Genomic DNA, 15,315 nt, shown 5'->3' with positions numbered 1-15,315 from the left:
TGTCGATCCCAATGCCGCATGCGTTCGATGAAATGTCCAGTACCGACGGTGCGGTACGGCCGGCCTATGAGACCCTCCAGCGCTGGCTCGCCGAGGTGCCCCAGGATGTGCTGGACCACCGGCGCAAGGAGGCCGAGTTCATCTTCCGGAGAATCGGCATCACCTTCGCGGTCTATGGCGAGCAGAACGCGCAGGAACGCCTGATCCCGTTCGACATCGTGCCCCGCATCCTCACCAAGGACGAGTGGACCCGCCTCTCGCGCGGGCTGGAGCAGCGCGTCAAGGCGCTGAACATGTACATCAAGGACGTGTACTCGAAGCGGGAGATTCTGAAGGCCGGCATCGTTCCGGAGAACCTCGTCTACCAGAACCCCGCCTTCCGCCCGGAGATGAACGGGCAGCGCGTGCCGCACGATCTCTACGTCCACATCGCCGGCATCGACATCGTCCGCACCGACCCCGACAAATTCTACGTGCTAGAGGACAACGCCCGCACCCCGTCCGGCGTCTCCTACATGCTGGAGAACCGGGAGATCATGCTGCGGCTGTTCCCGGAGCTGTTCTCCATGCACCGCGTCGCGCCGGTGGAGAACTACGCCGACGACCTGCTCGCCACCCTCCGCTCGCTCTCGCCCCACGGCGGGCATGAGCCGAACGTGGTCATCCTCACCCCCGGCATCCACAATTCGGCCTATTACGAGCACTCCTTCCTCGCGGACAAGCTGGGCGTGGACCTCGTCGAGGGCCGCGACCTGTTCGTGAAGGATGCGGTGGTCTACATGCGCACCACCGAGGGGCCGAAGCGCGTGGACGTGATCTACCGCCGCCTCGACGACGATTTCCTCGACCCCCTCGCCTTCCGCCGCGACAGCGTGCTCGGCGTGCCGGGGCTGATGAGCGCCTATCAGGCCGGAAACGTCACCCTGACCAACGCGGTGGGAACGGGCGTCGCCGACGACAAGGCCGTCTATTCCTACATGCCTGATATCATCAAATTCTACCTCGGCGAGGAGCCCCTGCTCCCCAACGTGCCGACCTGGCGCTGCCGCGAGGCGGACCATCTGAAATATGTGCTGGAGCACCTCCCCGAGCTGGTGGTGAAGGAAGTGCATGGCTCCGGCGGCTACGGCATGCTGGTCGGCCCCGCCTCCGACAAGGCGCAGATCGAGAAGTTCCGCGACAAGCTCAAGGCGGACCCGGCGAACTTCATCGCTCAGCCCACGCTGGCGCTCTCCACCTGCCCGACGCTGGTGGAAAAGGGCATCGCGCCGCGCCACGTGGACCTGCGCCCGTTCATCCTGTCCGGCTCCGACAAGGTGCGCATCGTCCCCGGCGGCCTCACTCGCGTCGCCATGAAGGAGGGTTCCCTCGTGGTGAACTCCAGCCAGGGCGGCGGCACCAAGGACACTTGGGTGCTGGACGCATGAGCGGCGGCGCTCATGCTTCGGGTGCTGGACGCATGAGCGGGCACGCTCGTGCTTTGGGTGCAGGACGCATGGGCGCGGGCACGCGCGCTCTCGCTTTTCGGCGCGTGAGCGCTATCGTTGATGCAGGTTTCTCCCCGCGCACGGGCATCCCGGCCCGTGCCATTGCCGGAGCCGGGGCCCCGCCCGGTTCCGCCGCCTGAACCGCCCCCGGAGGCACCACGCCATCCGGGTGCAGGACGCCTGAGCGCGGCTGAACCGCGCCGCGCACCCTCTCCTTCCGCAACGGGCTCCCCATGCTTTCCCGCACCGCCGACAACCTCTACTGGCTGACCCGCTACGTCGAACGCGCCGACTGCCTGGCCCGCATCCTCGACGTCTCCCAGCGCCTCGCCTACACGCCCGTGACCTACGGCGGCTCCACCAACGAGTGGAGTTCGGCCGTGCTCACCGCCGGCTGCGCCGACGAATTCGTCGCGCGCTATGGTCCGCTGGAGGAGGCGAAGGAAGAGAACGTGGTGTCGTTCCTCGCCTTCGAGTCGGAGAACCCCTCCTCCATCCGCAACTGCTTCGAGGTAGCCCGCACCAACGCCCGTTCGGTGCGCACGGCGCTGACCTCGGAGATGTGGGACGTCATCAACTCGGCCTGGATCGAGCTTCGCAACTTCCCCAACCGTGCGCTGACGCGCGACGAGCTCTCGCGCTTCCTCGCCTTCGTGAAGGAAACGTCGCTGCGCTTCGACGGCGCGACCTTCCGCACCATGCTGCGCAATGACGGCTACTGGTTCGCCCGCTCCGGTGCCCAGCTGGAACGCGCCGACAACACCGCCCGCATCCTGGACGTGAAGTATCACGTGCTGCTGCCGGAGAAGGAGCACATCGGCGGCCCGCTCGATTATTTCCAGTGGGCCTCCATCCTGCGCTCGGTTTCGGCGCTCACCGCATTCCACTGGGTCTATCGCGACAGCGTGAAGCCGTGGCTGGTGGCGGACCTGCTCATCCTGAACCGGCAGATGCCGCGCTCGCTGGCCGCTTGCTACGACAGCCTCGCCCGCAATCTGGACGACATCGCCTCGGTCTATGGTCGGCAGGGTCCGTCCCAACGGCAGGCACGTGCCATGCTGGCGCGGCTCACCAACAAGTCCATCGACGACATCTTCCAGACCGGCCTGCACGAGTTCATTTCCGAGTTCATCTCGGACAACAACAAGCTCGGCGCCGAGATCACCGAGCAGTATCTGACCTGACCCCGGGGCCGTTCGCGGCCCCATCAGCTTCCCCGTCGGCGCGGCTGGCTCGCGCCGGGGGGGGAATGTCAGTCGCGGCGCACGCGCCGCATCGTCACCAGGGACGCCCGCAATGCGCATCCGCATCCGCCACGAGATCACCCAGCGCTTCGAGCCCGGCACCCGCAACATGGCCGTGACCGTGCGCATGACCCCGCGCGCCCACGAGGGCCAGTTCATCCTGCGCTGGGCGCTGGACCTCAATTCCGACTGCCGCCTGCACCCCCAGGAGGATGCCTTCGGCAACCTCTGCCACACCTTCTCCGTGGACGGGCCGGCCGATCACCTCACCGTCTGTGCCGAGGGCGAGATCGAGACGCAGGACACCACCGGCATCGTGCGCGGCACGGTGGAGCGCTTCCCGCCGTCCCTGTTCCTGCGCCAGACCGACCTCACCGAGGTCGACGCCGCCCTCGCCGCCCTCGCGGCGGACATCGAGGCGCCGGCCGACGACCCGCTGGCCCAGCTTCACGCCCTCATGGTCAAGGTCCACGAGACCGTGGAGGAGCAGGACGGGCCGACCCTCGCTGATCCCCTGAGCGCGGCCGAGGCCGTGAAGGCGGGCACCGCCTGCGCCGGCAGCATCGCCCATGTCTTCACCGCCGCCGCCCGGCACCTGGGTCTGCCGGCGCGCCATATCTCCGGCTATGTCGTGCCCGAGGACGGCGAGGAGGGTGAGGGCGAGGCACGGCACTGGGCCGAGGCCCATGTGCCCAAGATCGGCTGGGTCTCGTTCGACGCCGGCCGCAACATCTGCGGCACGGAGAACTACGTCCGCCTCGCCGTGGGCCTCGACGCCGTGGGCGTGCAGGCGCTGCGCAGCACCGGCCTCGACGTGGAGGAGCGCATCAGCGCCCTCGACGGCCGCGCGCCGCAGAAGCTGGCGCAGGCCCAGAGCCAGGGCCAGAACTGAGCGGAGCGACGCTGAGCCGGCGCAGGAAGCGGTCCTGCCCGGCGCCCCGGAAAAGCGGCGCCGTCGCTCGATTTTTCCCATTCCGCGTGCGCCGCATGAGCTGGCGCAAGGACGCCCCGCAGCAGACGATCTAGGCAGGATACATCAGCTCCTGCCGAGGATCGGTCGCCATGTCCATCCACACCCCGTCGTCGCTGCCCCCGGACGGCTCGGCCCATGCCGGCCTGCCCGCGCCGACGGTCTTCGCCAGCCGGCAGGCGACCCTGCCTCCGGTCAAGCTCTCCGTCCGAAACCTGAGCTTCTATTACGGCGACGCCATCGCCCTCAGGAACATCTCGGTCGACCTGCGCGCGCATTGCGTCACCGCCTTCATCGGCCCGTCGGGCTGCGGAAAATCGACCCTGCTACGCATCTTCAACCGCATGTACGAGCTTTACCCGGACCAGCGGGTGGAGGGCGACGTGCTGCTCGACGGCGTGAGCATTCTCGGCGACGCCATGGACCCTGCCAGCGTCAGGGCCCGCATCGGCATGGTGTTCCAGAAGCCGACGCCGTTCCCCATGTCGATCTACGACAACGTGGCCATCGGCCTGCGCATCAACGAAGACCTGAAGCCGGCCGATCTCGACCTGCGCGTCGAGGAGGCGCTGCGCAAGGCGGCCCTGTGGGACGAGGTGAAGGACATCCTGCCCCAGAGCGGCCTCAGCCTCTCCGGCGGCCAGCAGCAGCGCCTTTGCATCGCCCGCACCATCGCCCTCAAGCCGGAGGTGATCCTGCTCGACGAACCTTGCTCAGCCCTCGACCCCATCACCACGGCACGCATTGAGGAGACCATCGAGGAACTGAAGGCGCACTACACCTTCGCCATCGTCACCCATAATCTCCAGCAGGCGGCGCGCATCTCCGATTTCACCGGCTTCATGTACCTCGGCGAGATGGTGGAGTTCGGCCCCACGCAGGACCTCTTCACCCACCCGCGGGACCGGCGGACGCAGGATTACGTCACCGGCCGGTTCGGCTGAGGTCGTCCGCGCCGCACCGGTGCGGGCTTGACCCCCCGCCCGCGCCCTGCAATCTCCTCCCCCAACAGGGAGACACGTGCATGACCGCAACGCCGGCTTACGATCCGCAGAACATCTTCGCCCGCATCCTTCGCGGCGAGCTGCCGGCGCACAAGGTCTATGAGGACGACAAGGCCCTCGCCTTCCTCGACATCATGCCACGCTGCCCCGGCCATACGCTGGTGATCCCCAAGGCACCAGCCCGCAACATCCTCGACATCACGCCCGAGGACCTCGCCTATGTGGCGACCATCGCCAAGAAGGTGGCCATCGCCGGCATGAAGGCCTTCGCGGCGGACGGAATCACCATCCAGCAGTTCAACGAGGAGGCCGGCGGGCAGGTGGTGTTCCACCTCCACGTCCACGTCATCCCGCGCCATTCGGGTGTGCCCATGAAGCCGCCGGCGAGCGAGATGGAGAAGCCCGACGTGCTCGCCGCCCATGCGGAGCGGCTGCGCGCCGCCCTCGCCGGCTGAGCCGCCGCGTGGATCTGCGCAACGCGGCCGGGGTGAAGGTGCGCGCGCCGGCGCGGCTGCATCTCGGCTTTCTCGATCTCGGCGGCTCGCTCGGCCGCCGCTTCGGCTCGCTCGGCATCGCGCTGGAACGGCCGGCCACCGAGGTGAGCGTCCGCCGCAGCAGCACGGATGCCGCCGAAGGACCGGACAGCGACCGTGCCGCCCGCGCGCGGGATCTGGTGCGCGACAAGCTCGGCATTGAAGAGCGCTTCGCCATCGACGTGGACGCCGCCTTGCCGGCCCATGGCGGGCTCGGCTCCGGCACCCAACTGGCGCTGGCGGTGGGAGTCGCGGTGGCGCGTCTCTCCGGGCATGATTTGTCGCCCCGCGCGGTCGCGACCGTGCTCGGGCGTGGCCGACGCTCGGCCATCGGCATGGAGGCGTTTGCGGCCGGTGGCGTGATCCTCGACGGCGGCAAGGCGCTCGCCGGCCCTGAGGCCAGCGCGCCCCCGCCCCTGCTTGCGCGCTTCCAGGTTCCCGAGAGCTGGCGCATCCTCCTCGTCTTCGATACCGCCCGCGAAGGGCTGAGCGGGCCGCAGGAGACGGCGGCCATGGCCACCCTTCCGCCCTTCCCGGCGGAGCAGGCGGCCGAGCTCTGCCACATGATGCTGCTTCAGGCGCTGCCGGCGCTCGCGGCCGCGGATGCAGACGACTTCGGCCGGGTCATCGGCCACTGGCAGCGCGTGCTGGGCGATCATTATGCCGCAGCTCAGGGCGGCGGGCGCTTCCTGAGCCCGCAGGTTGCGGAAGCCATCGCCGCAATCGAGGCCGAGGGCGTCCCCGGCGTCGGCCAAAGCTCCTGGGGGCCGACCGGATTCGCCATCGTCGATGGCGAGGAGGCGGCGACGCGACTGGCCGCCACCTTGCGCGACCGCTTCGCATCGTTCACAAACCTGTCATTCGATTGCGTGCGAGGAAACAATCAGGGCGCGGACGTCATCGCTCTCTGAGTACCTCCGGCGCGGCACCGGACAGGACGGGAGGAGGCGCGCCCCAAAGGGCCGCGCCGCACAAAAGGCCCCGAAAGTGGGCTCCGAACCAACAGGCTGGGATCCATATGGATATTGCTCTGATCGCCATTTCCGCCCGGCCGCTGGCGGCCAGCGCCGCCCGTGCCGGCTTCGCCGCGCTCTCGTTCGACCTGTTCGCTGATCTCGATACCTGTGCTCACACCGCGCGCTGCGTGCGCGTGCACAAGAAGAACGGCTGCGCCTTCGATGGCGACGACCTGATCCAGGCGCTCCACTCCCTCGCGCCCACCGGGCTGCCGGTGGTGCTGGGTGGCGGGCTGGAGGACGACACCGCCCTCATGACCCGCATCGCCGAGCGCAACCCCATCCTCGGCAACGCGCCGGCCATCGTGCGCGTGCTGAAGGACCCCATCGCCCTTGCCGCCCTCGCGGCCCATCTCGGCATTCCCTTCCCCGCCGTTTCGCTCGAAGCGCCCACCGCCGAGACCTTCGGCGACGCTCCGGTGCTGGAGAAGAAGATCGGCGGGGCGGGCGGTGCCCACATCCGGCGGCGTGCGCCCGGCGACCTCTCCCCGCCCGCGCCGGGCCACTATCTCCAGCGCGAGGTCGACGGGCAGTCCCTCTCTCTGCTTCTCCTGTCCAATGGCAGCGCGGCCCGGGTGATCGGCGCCTCGCGGCAATGGCACGCGCAGGACGAGGAACATCCCTTCCGTTACGGCGGCGCCGCTGGGCCTGTCGCCCTGCCGGAAGCGTTCGCCGGCGAGATGCTGAAGGGCGCGCTCAGCGTCACGCTCGCCTGCGGGCTGGTGGGGCTGGTTTCGCTCGACTTCGTGGTGAACGATGACGGCTGGTGCCTGGTGGAGGTGAACCCTCGCCCCGGTGCCACCCTCGACATCTTCGACACCGATCCCCTGCCCCCCCTGCTCGGCCTGCATCTGGCGGCCTGCGGCGGCAGGCTGCCGGAAGTGCTGCCCGTGCCCGCGCAGGCGCACGCCGCCGGCGTCATCTATGCCGCGCACGACATGGTGGTGCCGCAGGATGCATGGCCCGAATTCGTGGCCGACCGCCCGCCCGCAGGTGCCTCGGTGCTGAAGGGGGCCCCGCTCTGCACCGTGCGCGCCACCGGCCCCACGCCGGAAGTCGCCGAGGCGCGCATGCGCGAGCGCACGCAGGCCCTGCTGCGCGACTTCGGCCTCGGCGCGGTGATGGAACCGGCCCCTTGAGCACTGCTTGCGTCACCGCATGAGGGCTCTTGCGCCGGCCGAGGTGGCGGAAGCCTTCCGCGCCGCCTGCCTTGCCGAGCTGTCCGCGCTGAAGCCCGGCAACGTCCATGTCTTCGCCGCCGGGCACGGCATGGAAACCACTCAGTTCGAGGCGGCGGCCGCTGCCGCGGCTCCTGCCATCGCCCGCGCCGGCGCTTCCGTCGGCGCGCGGGTGCTGGCGGCGGTGGAAGCCTCGCTTGCAGTCGCCGGCTGCAACACCAATCTCGGCATCATCCTGCTCTGCGCACCTCTGGCGGTGGCGGCCGAGGGCGGCGGCCCGCTCCGGGATCAGCTGGTGCAGGTGCTCGACGGGCTGGATCTCGCCGACGCCGAAAACGCCTTCCACGCCATCGCGGCGGCGTCGCCCGGCGGCCTGGGTGCATCGGCCGAGGCGGATGTGCGCGCTCCGGCCAGCGTCACGCTCAAGGCAGCCATGGCGCTCGCCGCCGATCGCGACGCCATCGCCCGCCAGTATGTGACCGGATATGCCGACCTGTTCGCGCTCGGCGTTCCCGCGCTTTCCGGCGGGCCGCTGGAGCGGCGGCGCATTGAGGACGCCTACCTCGCCTTCCTGGCGACGCTTCCAGACAGCCACATTGCCCGCAAGTTCGGGCCGGAGCAGGCGGAGGTGGTGCGGCAGGAGGCTGTGGCGCTGCGTGGCGGGCTCTCCGGCCTGTCACCGGGCGAACGCCACGACGCGCTTCTCGCCTTCGACACGAGCCTGAAGTCCCGCGGCCTTAACCCGGGCACCAGCGCCGACCTCACCGTGGCGAGCATCTTCGCCGCGCTGATCGAGCAGCAGGCCAGGGGCTGAGGCCTCAGGCGCGTCCCTTGCTCCCCGTGGCCGACGAGACGGGCGCGCGATGCGGGGGCGCTCAGCCCTGCCCGCGCGCCCGATCTCCTCAGAACTTCACCGCCAGCGTCGCCTTGCCGGCGTTGTAGCTGGTGCCGTCACCGGCCATGCCCTCGTAGCCTAGCGAGAAGGTAGCGCCGGTGGCGAAGGCGAAGTCGATGCCCACCGAGCCGACGATGCTGTCCTCGGCGATGGCGAGGCCATCGATGCCGAAGGCCGTGCCGGTGTTGATGAAGCTCAGCACCGTCTGCGGCGTTACATCGCCGAAGGCGTGGCGCCAGCCGGCCGAGGCGTGGGGCGTCACGACGATGCCGGAGGCGTTGAAGCTGGTGGCGATGCGCAGGCCCAGTGTGGAATAGGCGGTGTCGAACGACGTGCCGGTGGAGGACAGGCCGGCGACAGGCGCGTTGTTCTCGATGAAGCTGCCGAGATCCACGCTGGTCCAGCCGATACCGGCGAAGGGCTCCAGCGCCACGCCGCTGAACGCGAAGGTGTAGCCGGCTTCGGCGAACAGGTTGCCGGCGGTGCCGGTGTAGCTCGCCTTCGGGCTTTCACCGGTGAGGGCGACGAAGCGGCTCTGGTCGATGCTGCTCCAGCCGTAGCTGGCGCCGGCGCGGAGCTTGATCGCGTCGAAGGTCGCGCCACCGTAGGCGGCGATGCGCCAGGTCTCGGTGTTCGCCGACGCCGCGTCCGCGCTGGTGGAGGCGGAGGAATAGCCGGCGGCGAGGCCCATCACCCAGTTGCTGGCCGAAACGTCCGCACCGATCAGCAGGCCGCCCAGATTGGTGTCAGCCGCCGCGGCATTGCCGTTGGCCGAGGTGGAGAGCCACTGGCCGTAGCCCTGCGCCCAGGTGGTCCACACCGGACCGGGCTCGGGCGCCTTGATGGCCTTGAAGGCCTGCGCACCCGGCGTCGCCGGGTCGGCATAGGCCCGGGCCGGCCCGCCCGCTCCGAGCGCGGCTTCCGCCCCCTTGGCGCTGGTGTATCCCGCCTGCCGCAAGCGGCCGAGGATGAGGTCGTTGACCATCATGTTCTCGGTGGCCAGCTGACCGGGCAGGGTGGCGTAGAGGTCGCCGGACAGCTGGGAGAGGGCGAGGGTGGGGTTGGCGGTGTCCGTCTGCGTGGCGAAGGCGGTGTAGAGCGCGGAAGTCTTCGCCGCCCCGTTGCCGGCGCGGTCCAGCGCGTTCGCGGCGGCGGCGGCATTAGGCGTCGCGGCGTAGGAGGCGAAGGCGATGCCATTGCGCTCCAGTTCCAGATAGACATGGGTCGCGTCGTAGCTCAGCTCCGGCGCGATGAAGAGATAGCTCGGCCCGTAGGCGGCGAGTGATCTGAAGGTGCCATCGATGCCACCCGATGAAGAAAGGATGGTATAGCGCGTACCCCAATCTAGGGTGCCGTAGACATCCACATAGGTGCTCGCTGCATTCAGCGTGGTCTTGCCGCCGGCCGCGATGAGGTCGGACGTGCCGCCCGGCCCCACATCCACCTCATAGCGCATATGGGACAGGGCCACGTCGCCCGTCACCACGATGGTGCCGGTGGTGCCGATGGTGGTGCCGGGCGCGAGCATGAGGTTTGCCACATCGAGGCTGCCGATGGTGCCTTCGCCCCACAGGACCCGCAGGCCGATTCCACCCGCCACGCTCACCACGTGGGCATCAGGGGCGTTGAGATGGTCCAAGAAAACGCTACCCAATTCGCCCATGTTCACGTCGCCGGCAAAGGTACTGGTGCCGGAGAGGGACACGATGCCATCGATGGCCACTTCCTCGAAGTGGCGATAGGTGGCGCTGTCGCCGACCTGGCTGAGGTCGAATTCCATAACCTGACTGCCGCTCGCGAGTTCGAGCGTGTCGCGGCCGCCTTCCGCATCCACGATGCCGACCACCTTGCTGCCCGCGCCGACCACGAACAGGTCGTTGCCGTTGCCCATCTGCACCGCATAGGTGGTGCCGGAGATGGTGCCGTAATTGGTGACGGTGAGGGACTTGGTGGGGTCGCCGCCGGAGTTCACATAGCGGATGCCGTAGCCGTCGAGGCCCTGGATGGTGCCGTAGTTCGTGACGGTCGCGGCGGCGTAGGCATCGCCGCTGTTGCTGTCGTCGATGAGGATGCCGTTGTTGGCGCCGGAGATCAGCGCCGAGGTGTGGGCCGCGTCGCCGTTGACCATCAGACCACCGCCGATGGCGATGCCCTCGGAGGTGCTCGGCTTGGTCTCGCCCGGCTTGATACCCTTGGAGCCGAGGCCCTCGATGGTGCCGTAGTTCAGGACCGTGCCGGCGTGGTCGAAGTCCACGCCGTCGCCATCGCCGAAGCTCGCCGCCGGATCGAAGGTGCCGGAGATCGTGCCGTAATTGGTCAGCGTGCCGGTGCCGTTGGAATTCACGCCCGAGCCGTTGCGGCCCTCGATGGTGCCGTTGTTGGTGACGATCAGGTTGTCGTCGGTGCCGGTGGCCTTGATGCCGTGATAGGCGCCGCTGATGAGGGCGCCGGCATAATTGTTCACCTTGAGGGTGATGGCGTGGCCCTGGTCGTCGCCGCTCACCTTGACGGCGGAATTGTTCTGCGTGTCGGCGGTGCCGGCCGCGTAATAGGACGAGATGGTCCCGTAATTGTTGATGGTGACGCCGTTGGTGCCCTGGATGCCGTCATTGTCGGTGGCGGTAATCAGGCCGGTCTTCTGGTTGGTGATCGTGATCGTGGCGTTGGTGGAATAGATGTCGCCGAGGTCGATGCCCTGACCACCCGACTTCGACTGGATCGTCCCCGCATTGGTGATGGAGATCACCGGAGCCGCGGTGCTGCTGGTGGTGGACGAAATCTTGATGGCGTCGTCGGTGCCGGTGATGACGCCGCCCGCCTCGTTGGTGATGGTGAGGCTCTTCAGCGTGTCGAAGTTCGAGGCCGTGTCGAACTTGATGGCGCGCTTGCCGGACGAGGTGGTCGCGATCGTCCCCGAATTGGTGATGCCGATGGTGCCGCCGCCGAGGCGGATGGCATCCGAGCCGGCCGAGGAGATGGTGCCGGTGTTGCCGATGGTGACGGTGGCCGTGGCCGCGTTCGCCTTGTCGAAGTCCAATGCCTGGCCGGTCTGAGAGCTGATGGTGCCGGCGTTGTTGACGATCACCGTGCCGTTGGCGAGCGGCCCATTGATGCGGAAGGCATCATCCTTGGACATGACCTTGCCGGTGGCGGTGTTGGTCAGCGTGAAGGTGCCGGTGAAGGCACCCGTGGTGTCGATGGTCCGGCCGGTGGACGTGACGGTGCCGGAATTGGTGATGACCACGCCGGGCGTCGTCGTGGCATTGCCATTCCACACGATGGAGGCGGACGAGCCCGTGCTCAGGGTCGCGCCGGCGGCAATGGTGCCGGTATCGCTGCCGGAGACGGTCTGCTGCCCGGAGGCCGGCGGCACCGTGAACGATCCCGCAAGAGCGGGCAGCGCCGCGCCGGAGCAGACGAGTGCCAGGACGATGCGGCTTGCGGACGAATGGAGCAGCGGCAGGCGGAGCATCATGGAAGAGCAATTCCGGGCGGGAGGATCGAGACGCTCGGCCCTGCCTATGGGAACGATACTACAGTTCCGTGACACGGGGCACCCTTGCGGCATCTCCATGTGCAGGTGTGGCGGGAAGGTAACAGTGAACCGGGCTCAAGGCTAAGCACATGCCCCGGCAGGCAAGCCCAATGGCGGCCTGCGCCTCAGGCCCACCGGCGCGCGCTTTCCGCGTCGATCCGCCCGTCGTGAAGGGCGCTCGCCACCAGCGCGCCGGCAACGCCGGCCCGGGCGAGGGCTTCGAGATCCGCTGGCCCCCGCACGCCGCCGGCGGCGTAGAGCGCGGGCGCCGCCCCCTGCCCCTCGGCCAGCCGGCCGGTGCGCTCCAGCGCGGCCATGTCCGGCCCCTCGCCGCTGCCGACGCGGGCGAGCGTCATGACGATCACGCGGGCTGGCCACAGGCGCGCATCGCGGTGCGCACGCGCCGGCCCGCGCGGTCCCGCGGCATCGTGGTCCAGGGAGAGAATCACCCCGTCCACGGCGAGCGCCGCCTCCACGTCGGCCTCGCCGAGGACTTCGGTTCCGACGATGCTGGTGCCGAGCCGGGATCTGGCGCGGGCGACGATCTGGGCCGGATCGCGCTCCCCGGCATCCACCCACAGGTCGAGGCCGGGGAAGGCGCGGACGAGTTCCGCGATCGCGTCATCGTTGCGGCCTGCCCCGGTTATGGCATCGATATCAGCCACATAGAGGGTGCGGAACGGGGCGAGCGAGAGCAGCCCCGCCACCACGTCCCGCGGCCGGGCCGAGGGGGAAAGCGGCGTGACGATGGGACGATAGGCCTCGCGCTCGCCCCTGTGGGCACGCACGACCACCCCTCCCTTCAGGTCAACGACGGGGATAAGCTGCATGTCGAGGTCCGGCTGAGCGTTTGCGAGAGGAGCCCCATGCGCGTCTTCATCTGCGAGTACGTGACATCCGGCGGCATGCGCGACAAGCCCCTGCCGGAGGCGGCCCTGGCGGAGGGGCGCCTGATCCGCGACGCCATCGTCACCGATCTCCAGGAACTCGTCGGCATCAACGTGGTGCTGGCCTATGACGACCGCCTGCCGCCGCCCAACGAGGAGGCGGTGCCGGTGCGCAAGGGCGACGATCCCTGGATCATCTGGTCCGGCCTCGCCCAGGACGCCGACGTGGTGTGGCCCATCGCCCCTGAGGCCGGCGGCCTTCTGGCGCGCCTTGCCCGCCTGATGCGCGAGGGCGGGGCCCGCACGCTCGCGAGTTCCGGCGAGGCCGTCATCCTCACCTCGAACCGGCTGGCATTGGCCCGCCGCCTCGCGGAGTACGGCATTCCGCACGTCCCGACCTACCCGCTCGATGCCCTGCCCTCCGGGCTCGACGGCGATCTGGTGACACGGCCTGAGGACGGCACCGGCTGGTCGGCCGCCCGCGCCTGGCCGAACAGGGCTGCCCTGCCCCGCGCCGGTGGCCTCGTCGTCCAGCCCTTCCTCAACGGCAACCTCGCCAGCCTCAGCGTGCTGGTGCGGCCGGACGGGGTGACATTGCTCGCGGCGAACCGTCTCAGCATCAGCCACCTTGTGGGCGTGTTCGCCTTCGAGGGCGTGCAGGTCGGCGGCATCGCGGATGAGGACGGACGCCTTGCCGAGACGGCGAGACGGGTGGTGGAAGCCATTCCCGGCCTCTCCGGCATCGTCTGCATCGACGTGATCCTGACGCCGGAAGGCCCTGTCGTGGCGGAGGTGAACCCGCGTGTCACCGCCTCCTATGCCGGACTGCACGCGGCACTCGGCGTCAATCCGCTCGCCTTCGTTCCCGAACTGATCCGCGAGGGCGTGCCGCCCTCCATGCCGCGGTTGCCGCGTCCGACTCCGGTCGAGGTGAAGATCCGTTGAAAGCAGGCGGCGAAACCAATAGGAAGGCATCGAGTTTGAGGCAGGGAGCGCGCCCACGGCGGCGCCTCCGCGCGAGGATGAGATGACCTCCGAAGATCCCACCGCCCTTGCGGACACGCAGGCCGACGCGAACCCCGCGCCCCGTACCCGGCCCCACAACACCGACCGGCTGTTCTTGCGGCAACTGCCCTTCTATGCGCGTCACGGCGTGTACGACGCGGAGCGGGAGCTGGGTCAGCGCTTCATCATCGACGTGGACTGCTGGTTCGATACCCGCCCCGCCGCCTGGGCGGACGATGCGGCCCTCACGGTGTCCTACCAGGGCATCTACGAGCAGGTCGCCGCGGTGGTGGGGGACGATCCCGTCCACCTCATCGAGACGCTGGCGGAGCGCATCTCCACGCGCCTTCTGGACCATTTCGAGATGGTCGAGCAGGTGCGCGTGGTGGTGCACAAGCCGGGCGCGCCTGTCACCGGCGTGTTTGGCGATGTCGGTATAGAGATCGTCCGCACCCGCTGAGGCGGGGCAAGACGAAACCCGATCGGACTGCCGTCGGCCCAGCCGCCGGATCGAAGGAGAGCACAAGGTGAGCGTTGCTGTGAGCCTCAAGACCTATCTCACGGACTGGGCAGGGAGCGACGCGTCGCGGCAGGCCGTGGCCGCCACCGTGACCGCCATCGCCGAGGCCGGGCTCGGCATCGCCGACCTCGTGGCCCGTGGCCCGCTGGAAGAGGGGCTCGCCAACATCCGTGGCGTCGATCCCAACGCCGGCGGCGACGCCCAGAAGGAACTCGACGTGGTGGCCGAGGAGCTGATCCGCGAGAAGCTCCTGCCCACCCCCACCGCCTTCCTCGCCTCCGAGGAGAGCGAGGAGCTGATCCCGCTCAATCCCGAAGGCCGCCTCGTGGTTGCGGTGGACCCGCTGGACGGCTCGTCCAACATCGACACCAACGTGTCCGTGGGCACCATCTATTCCATCATGCCCTATGACGCTGCGGCGTTCGCGAAGCCCGAAGATGCGGTGATGCGGCCCGGCTCGGCGCAGGTGGCGGCCGGCTTCCTCGCTTATGGCCCGGCGACCATCCTCGTCGCCACCTTCGGCGAAGGCACGCAGGTGTTCGTGCACGACCGCCGCACCGGCGAGTTCCTGCTGGCCCGCAGCGATGTGGAAATCCCCGCCGAGACCAAGGAATACGGGATCAACCAGTCCAACGTCCGGCACTGGGACGCGCCCATGCAGCGCTATCTCGCCGACTGCCTCGCCGGCAAGGAAGGCCCGCGGGGCAAGGACTTCAACATGCGTTGGGTCGGCTCCATGGTGGCCGACGCCTTCCGCATCTTCACCCGCGGCGGCGTCTACGTGTACCCGCGCGACAAGCGCAAGGGCTACGACAACGGCCGCCTGCGCCTGATCTACGAGGCCTTCCCCCTCGCCTTCCTGGTGGAGCAGGCCAAGGGCGCCGCCACCGACGGCACGACGCGCATCCTCGACATCCAGCCCCACCACATCCACCAGCGCATCCCGCTGGTGTTCGGCTCGAAGGCCGAAGTGGAAGCCATCGCCTCCTATTATTGACGCGTGCGTCCCGCGTGCCTGTGGCGCGCGGGAGAGCCTTGACC

At 69.0% G+C, this 15,315-nt stretch carries 13 protein-coding genes; 11 read left to right on the top strand and 2 right to left on the bottom strand.

Features of this window, described 5'->3' with window-relative positions:
* Positions 1-11 precede the first annotated feature (11 nt).
* The 8 genes from EJ105_RS06505 (at position 12) to EJ105_RS06470 (ending at position 8,246) form a co-directional block, all read left to right on the top strand.
* Positions 12-1,427, top strand: a complete 1,416-nt coding sequence (locus EJ105_RS06505; protein WP_024278739.1) for a circularly permuted type 2 ATP-grasp protein — start codon at positions 12-14, stop codon at positions 1,425-1,427.
* A gap of 293 nt (positions 1,428-1,720) precedes the next feature.
* Complete coding sequence (locus tag EJ105_RS06500; RefSeq protein ID WP_024278738.1) at positions 1,721-2,671, top strand: alpha-E domain-containing protein; 951 nt, start codon at positions 1,721-1,723, stop codon at positions 2,669-2,671.
* Positions 2,672-2,783: 112 nt separating this feature from the next.
* Entirely contained in the window at positions 2,784-3,623 is an 840-nt protein-coding gene (locus tag EJ105_RS06495) for a transglutaminase-like domain-containing protein (RefSeq protein WP_250165690.1), read from the top strand.
* A gap of 170 nt (positions 3,624-3,793) precedes the next feature.
* On the top strand, positions 3,794-4,645 hold the full coding sequence (gene pstB / locus EJ105_RS06490; protein ID WP_250165689.1) for a phosphate ABC transporter ATP-binding protein PstB: 852 nt from the start codon (positions 3,794-3,796) through the stop codon (positions 4,643-4,645).
* A gap of 80 nt (positions 4,646-4,725) precedes the next feature.
* Positions 4,726-5,160: an HIT family protein gene (locus tag EJ105_RS06485; RefSeq protein WP_024278735.1), complete on the top strand. Its 435-nt coding sequence runs from the start codon at positions 4,726-4,728 to the stop codon at positions 5,158-5,160.
* A gap of 8 nt (positions 5,161-5,168) precedes the next feature.
* Positions 5,169-6,149, top strand: coding sequence for a beta-ribofuranosylaminobenzene 5'-phosphate synthase family protein (locus tag EJ105_RS06480; protein WP_250165688.1), 981 nt, complete (start codon positions 5,169-5,171; stop codon positions 6,147-6,149).
* A gap of 107 nt (positions 6,150-6,256) precedes the next feature.
* Positions 6,257-7,393, top strand: a complete 1,137-nt coding sequence (locus EJ105_RS06475) for an ATP-grasp domain-containing protein (RefSeq protein ID WP_024278733.1) — start codon at positions 6,257-6,259, stop codon at positions 7,391-7,393.
* Between the two features lie 19 nt (positions 7,394-7,412).
* Positions 7,413-8,246 (top strand): triphosphoribosyl-dephospho-CoA synthase, encoded by an 834-nt coding sequence (locus EJ105_RS06470; RefSeq protein WP_250165687.1) that lies wholly within the window; start codon positions 7,413-7,415, stop codon positions 8,244-8,246.
* Positions 8,247-8,334: 88 nt separating this feature from the next.
* On the opposite strand, the gene EJ105_RS06465 is transcribed toward EJ105_RS06470, so the two are convergent.
* Together EJ105_RS06465 and EJ105_RS06460 are read right to left on the bottom strand one after the other, a co-directional pair.
* On the bottom strand, positions 8,335-11,802 hold the full coding sequence (locus EJ105_RS06465) for an autotransporter domain-containing protein (protein WP_250165686.1): 3,468 nt from the start codon (positions 11,800-11,802) through the stop codon (positions 8,335-8,337).
* Positions 11,803-11,987: 185 nt separating this feature from the next.
* Entirely contained in the window at positions 11,988-12,692 is a 705-nt protein-coding gene (locus EJ105_RS06460; protein WP_250165685.1) for a HisA/HisF-related TIM barrel protein, read from the bottom strand.
* Between the two features lie 36 nt (positions 12,693-12,728).
* On the opposite strand from EJ105_RS06460, the gene EJ105_RS06455 reads away from it, so the two are divergent.
* The 3 genes from EJ105_RS06455 (at position 12,729) to EJ105_RS06445 (ending at position 15,271) form a co-directional block, all read left to right on the top strand.
* A complete protein-coding gene (locus EJ105_RS06455; RefSeq protein WP_029558801.1) occupies positions 12,729-13,694 on the top strand; it encodes an ATP-grasp domain-containing protein in 966 nt (321 codons plus the stop codon).
* Between the two features lie 82 nt (positions 13,695-13,776).
* Positions 13,777-14,214 (top strand): dihydroneopterin aldolase, encoded by a 438-nt coding sequence (gene folB / locus EJ105_RS06450; RefSeq protein WP_081837867.1) that lies wholly within the window; start codon positions 13,777-13,779, stop codon positions 14,212-14,214.
* A 67-nt stretch (positions 14,215-14,281) separates the two neighbouring features.
* Positions 14,282-15,271, top strand: a complete 990-nt coding sequence (locus EJ105_RS06445; protein ID WP_250165684.1) for a class 1 fructose-bisphosphatase — start codon at positions 14,282-14,284, stop codon at positions 15,269-15,271.
* Positions 15,272-15,315 lie beyond the last annotated feature (44 nt).

It is taken from the genome of Xanthobacter aminoxidans (assembly GCF_023571765.1).
GTDB lineage: Bacteria > Pseudomonadota > Alphaproteobacteria > Rhizobiales > Xanthobacteraceae > Xanthobacter > Xanthobacter aminoxidans.
Note: the sequence above shows the minus strand (reverse complement) of the source record. Positions and strands in the feature narration are given on the sequence as shown.

What these genes read in the sequence shown, in the direction of transcription:
- EJ105_RS06505 (WP_024278739.1), top strand. Translation starts at nt 12, where the DNA reads ATGCCGCATGCGTTCGATGAAATGTCCAGTACCGACGGTGCGGTACGG.
- EJ105_RS06500 (WP_024278738.1), top strand. Translation starts at nt 1,721, where the DNA reads ATGCTTTCCCGCACCGCCGACAACCTCTACTGGCTGACCCGCTACGTC.
- EJ105_RS06495 (WP_250165690.1), top strand. Translation starts at nt 2,784, where the DNA reads ATGCGCATCCGCATCCGCCACGAGATCACCCAGCGCTTCGAGCCCGGC.
- pstB (WP_250165689.1), top strand. Translation starts at nt 3,794, where the DNA reads ATGTCCATCCACACCCCGTCGTCGCTGCCCCCGGACGGCTCGGCCCAT.
- EJ105_RS06485 (WP_024278735.1), top strand. Translation starts at nt 4,726, where the DNA reads ATGACCGCAACGCCGGCTTACGATCCGCAGAACATCTTCGCCCGCATC.
- EJ105_RS06475 (WP_024278733.1), top strand. Translation starts at nt 6,257, where the DNA reads ATGGATATTGCTCTGATCGCCATTTCCGCCCGGCCGCTGGCGGCCAGC.
- EJ105_RS06470 (WP_250165687.1), top strand. Translation starts at nt 7,413, where the DNA reads ATGAGGGCTCTTGCGCCGGCCGAGGTGGCGGAAGCCTTCCGCGCCGCC.
- EJ105_RS06465 (WP_250165686.1), bottom strand. Translation starts at nt 11,802, where the DNA reads ATGATGCTCCGCCTGCCGCTGCTCCATTCGTCCGCAAGCCGCATCGTC.
- EJ105_RS06460 (WP_250165685.1), bottom strand. Translation starts at nt 12,692, where the DNA reads ATGCAGCTTATCCCCGTCGTTGACCTGAAGGGAGGGGTGGTCGTGCGT.
- EJ105_RS06455 (WP_029558801.1), top strand. Translation starts at nt 12,729, where the DNA reads ATGCGCGTCTTCATCTGCGAGTACGTGACATCCGGCGGCATGCGCGAC.
- folB (WP_081837867.1), top strand. Translation starts at nt 13,777, where the DNA reads ATGACCTCCGAAGATCCCACCGCCCTTGCGGACACGCAGGCCGACGCG.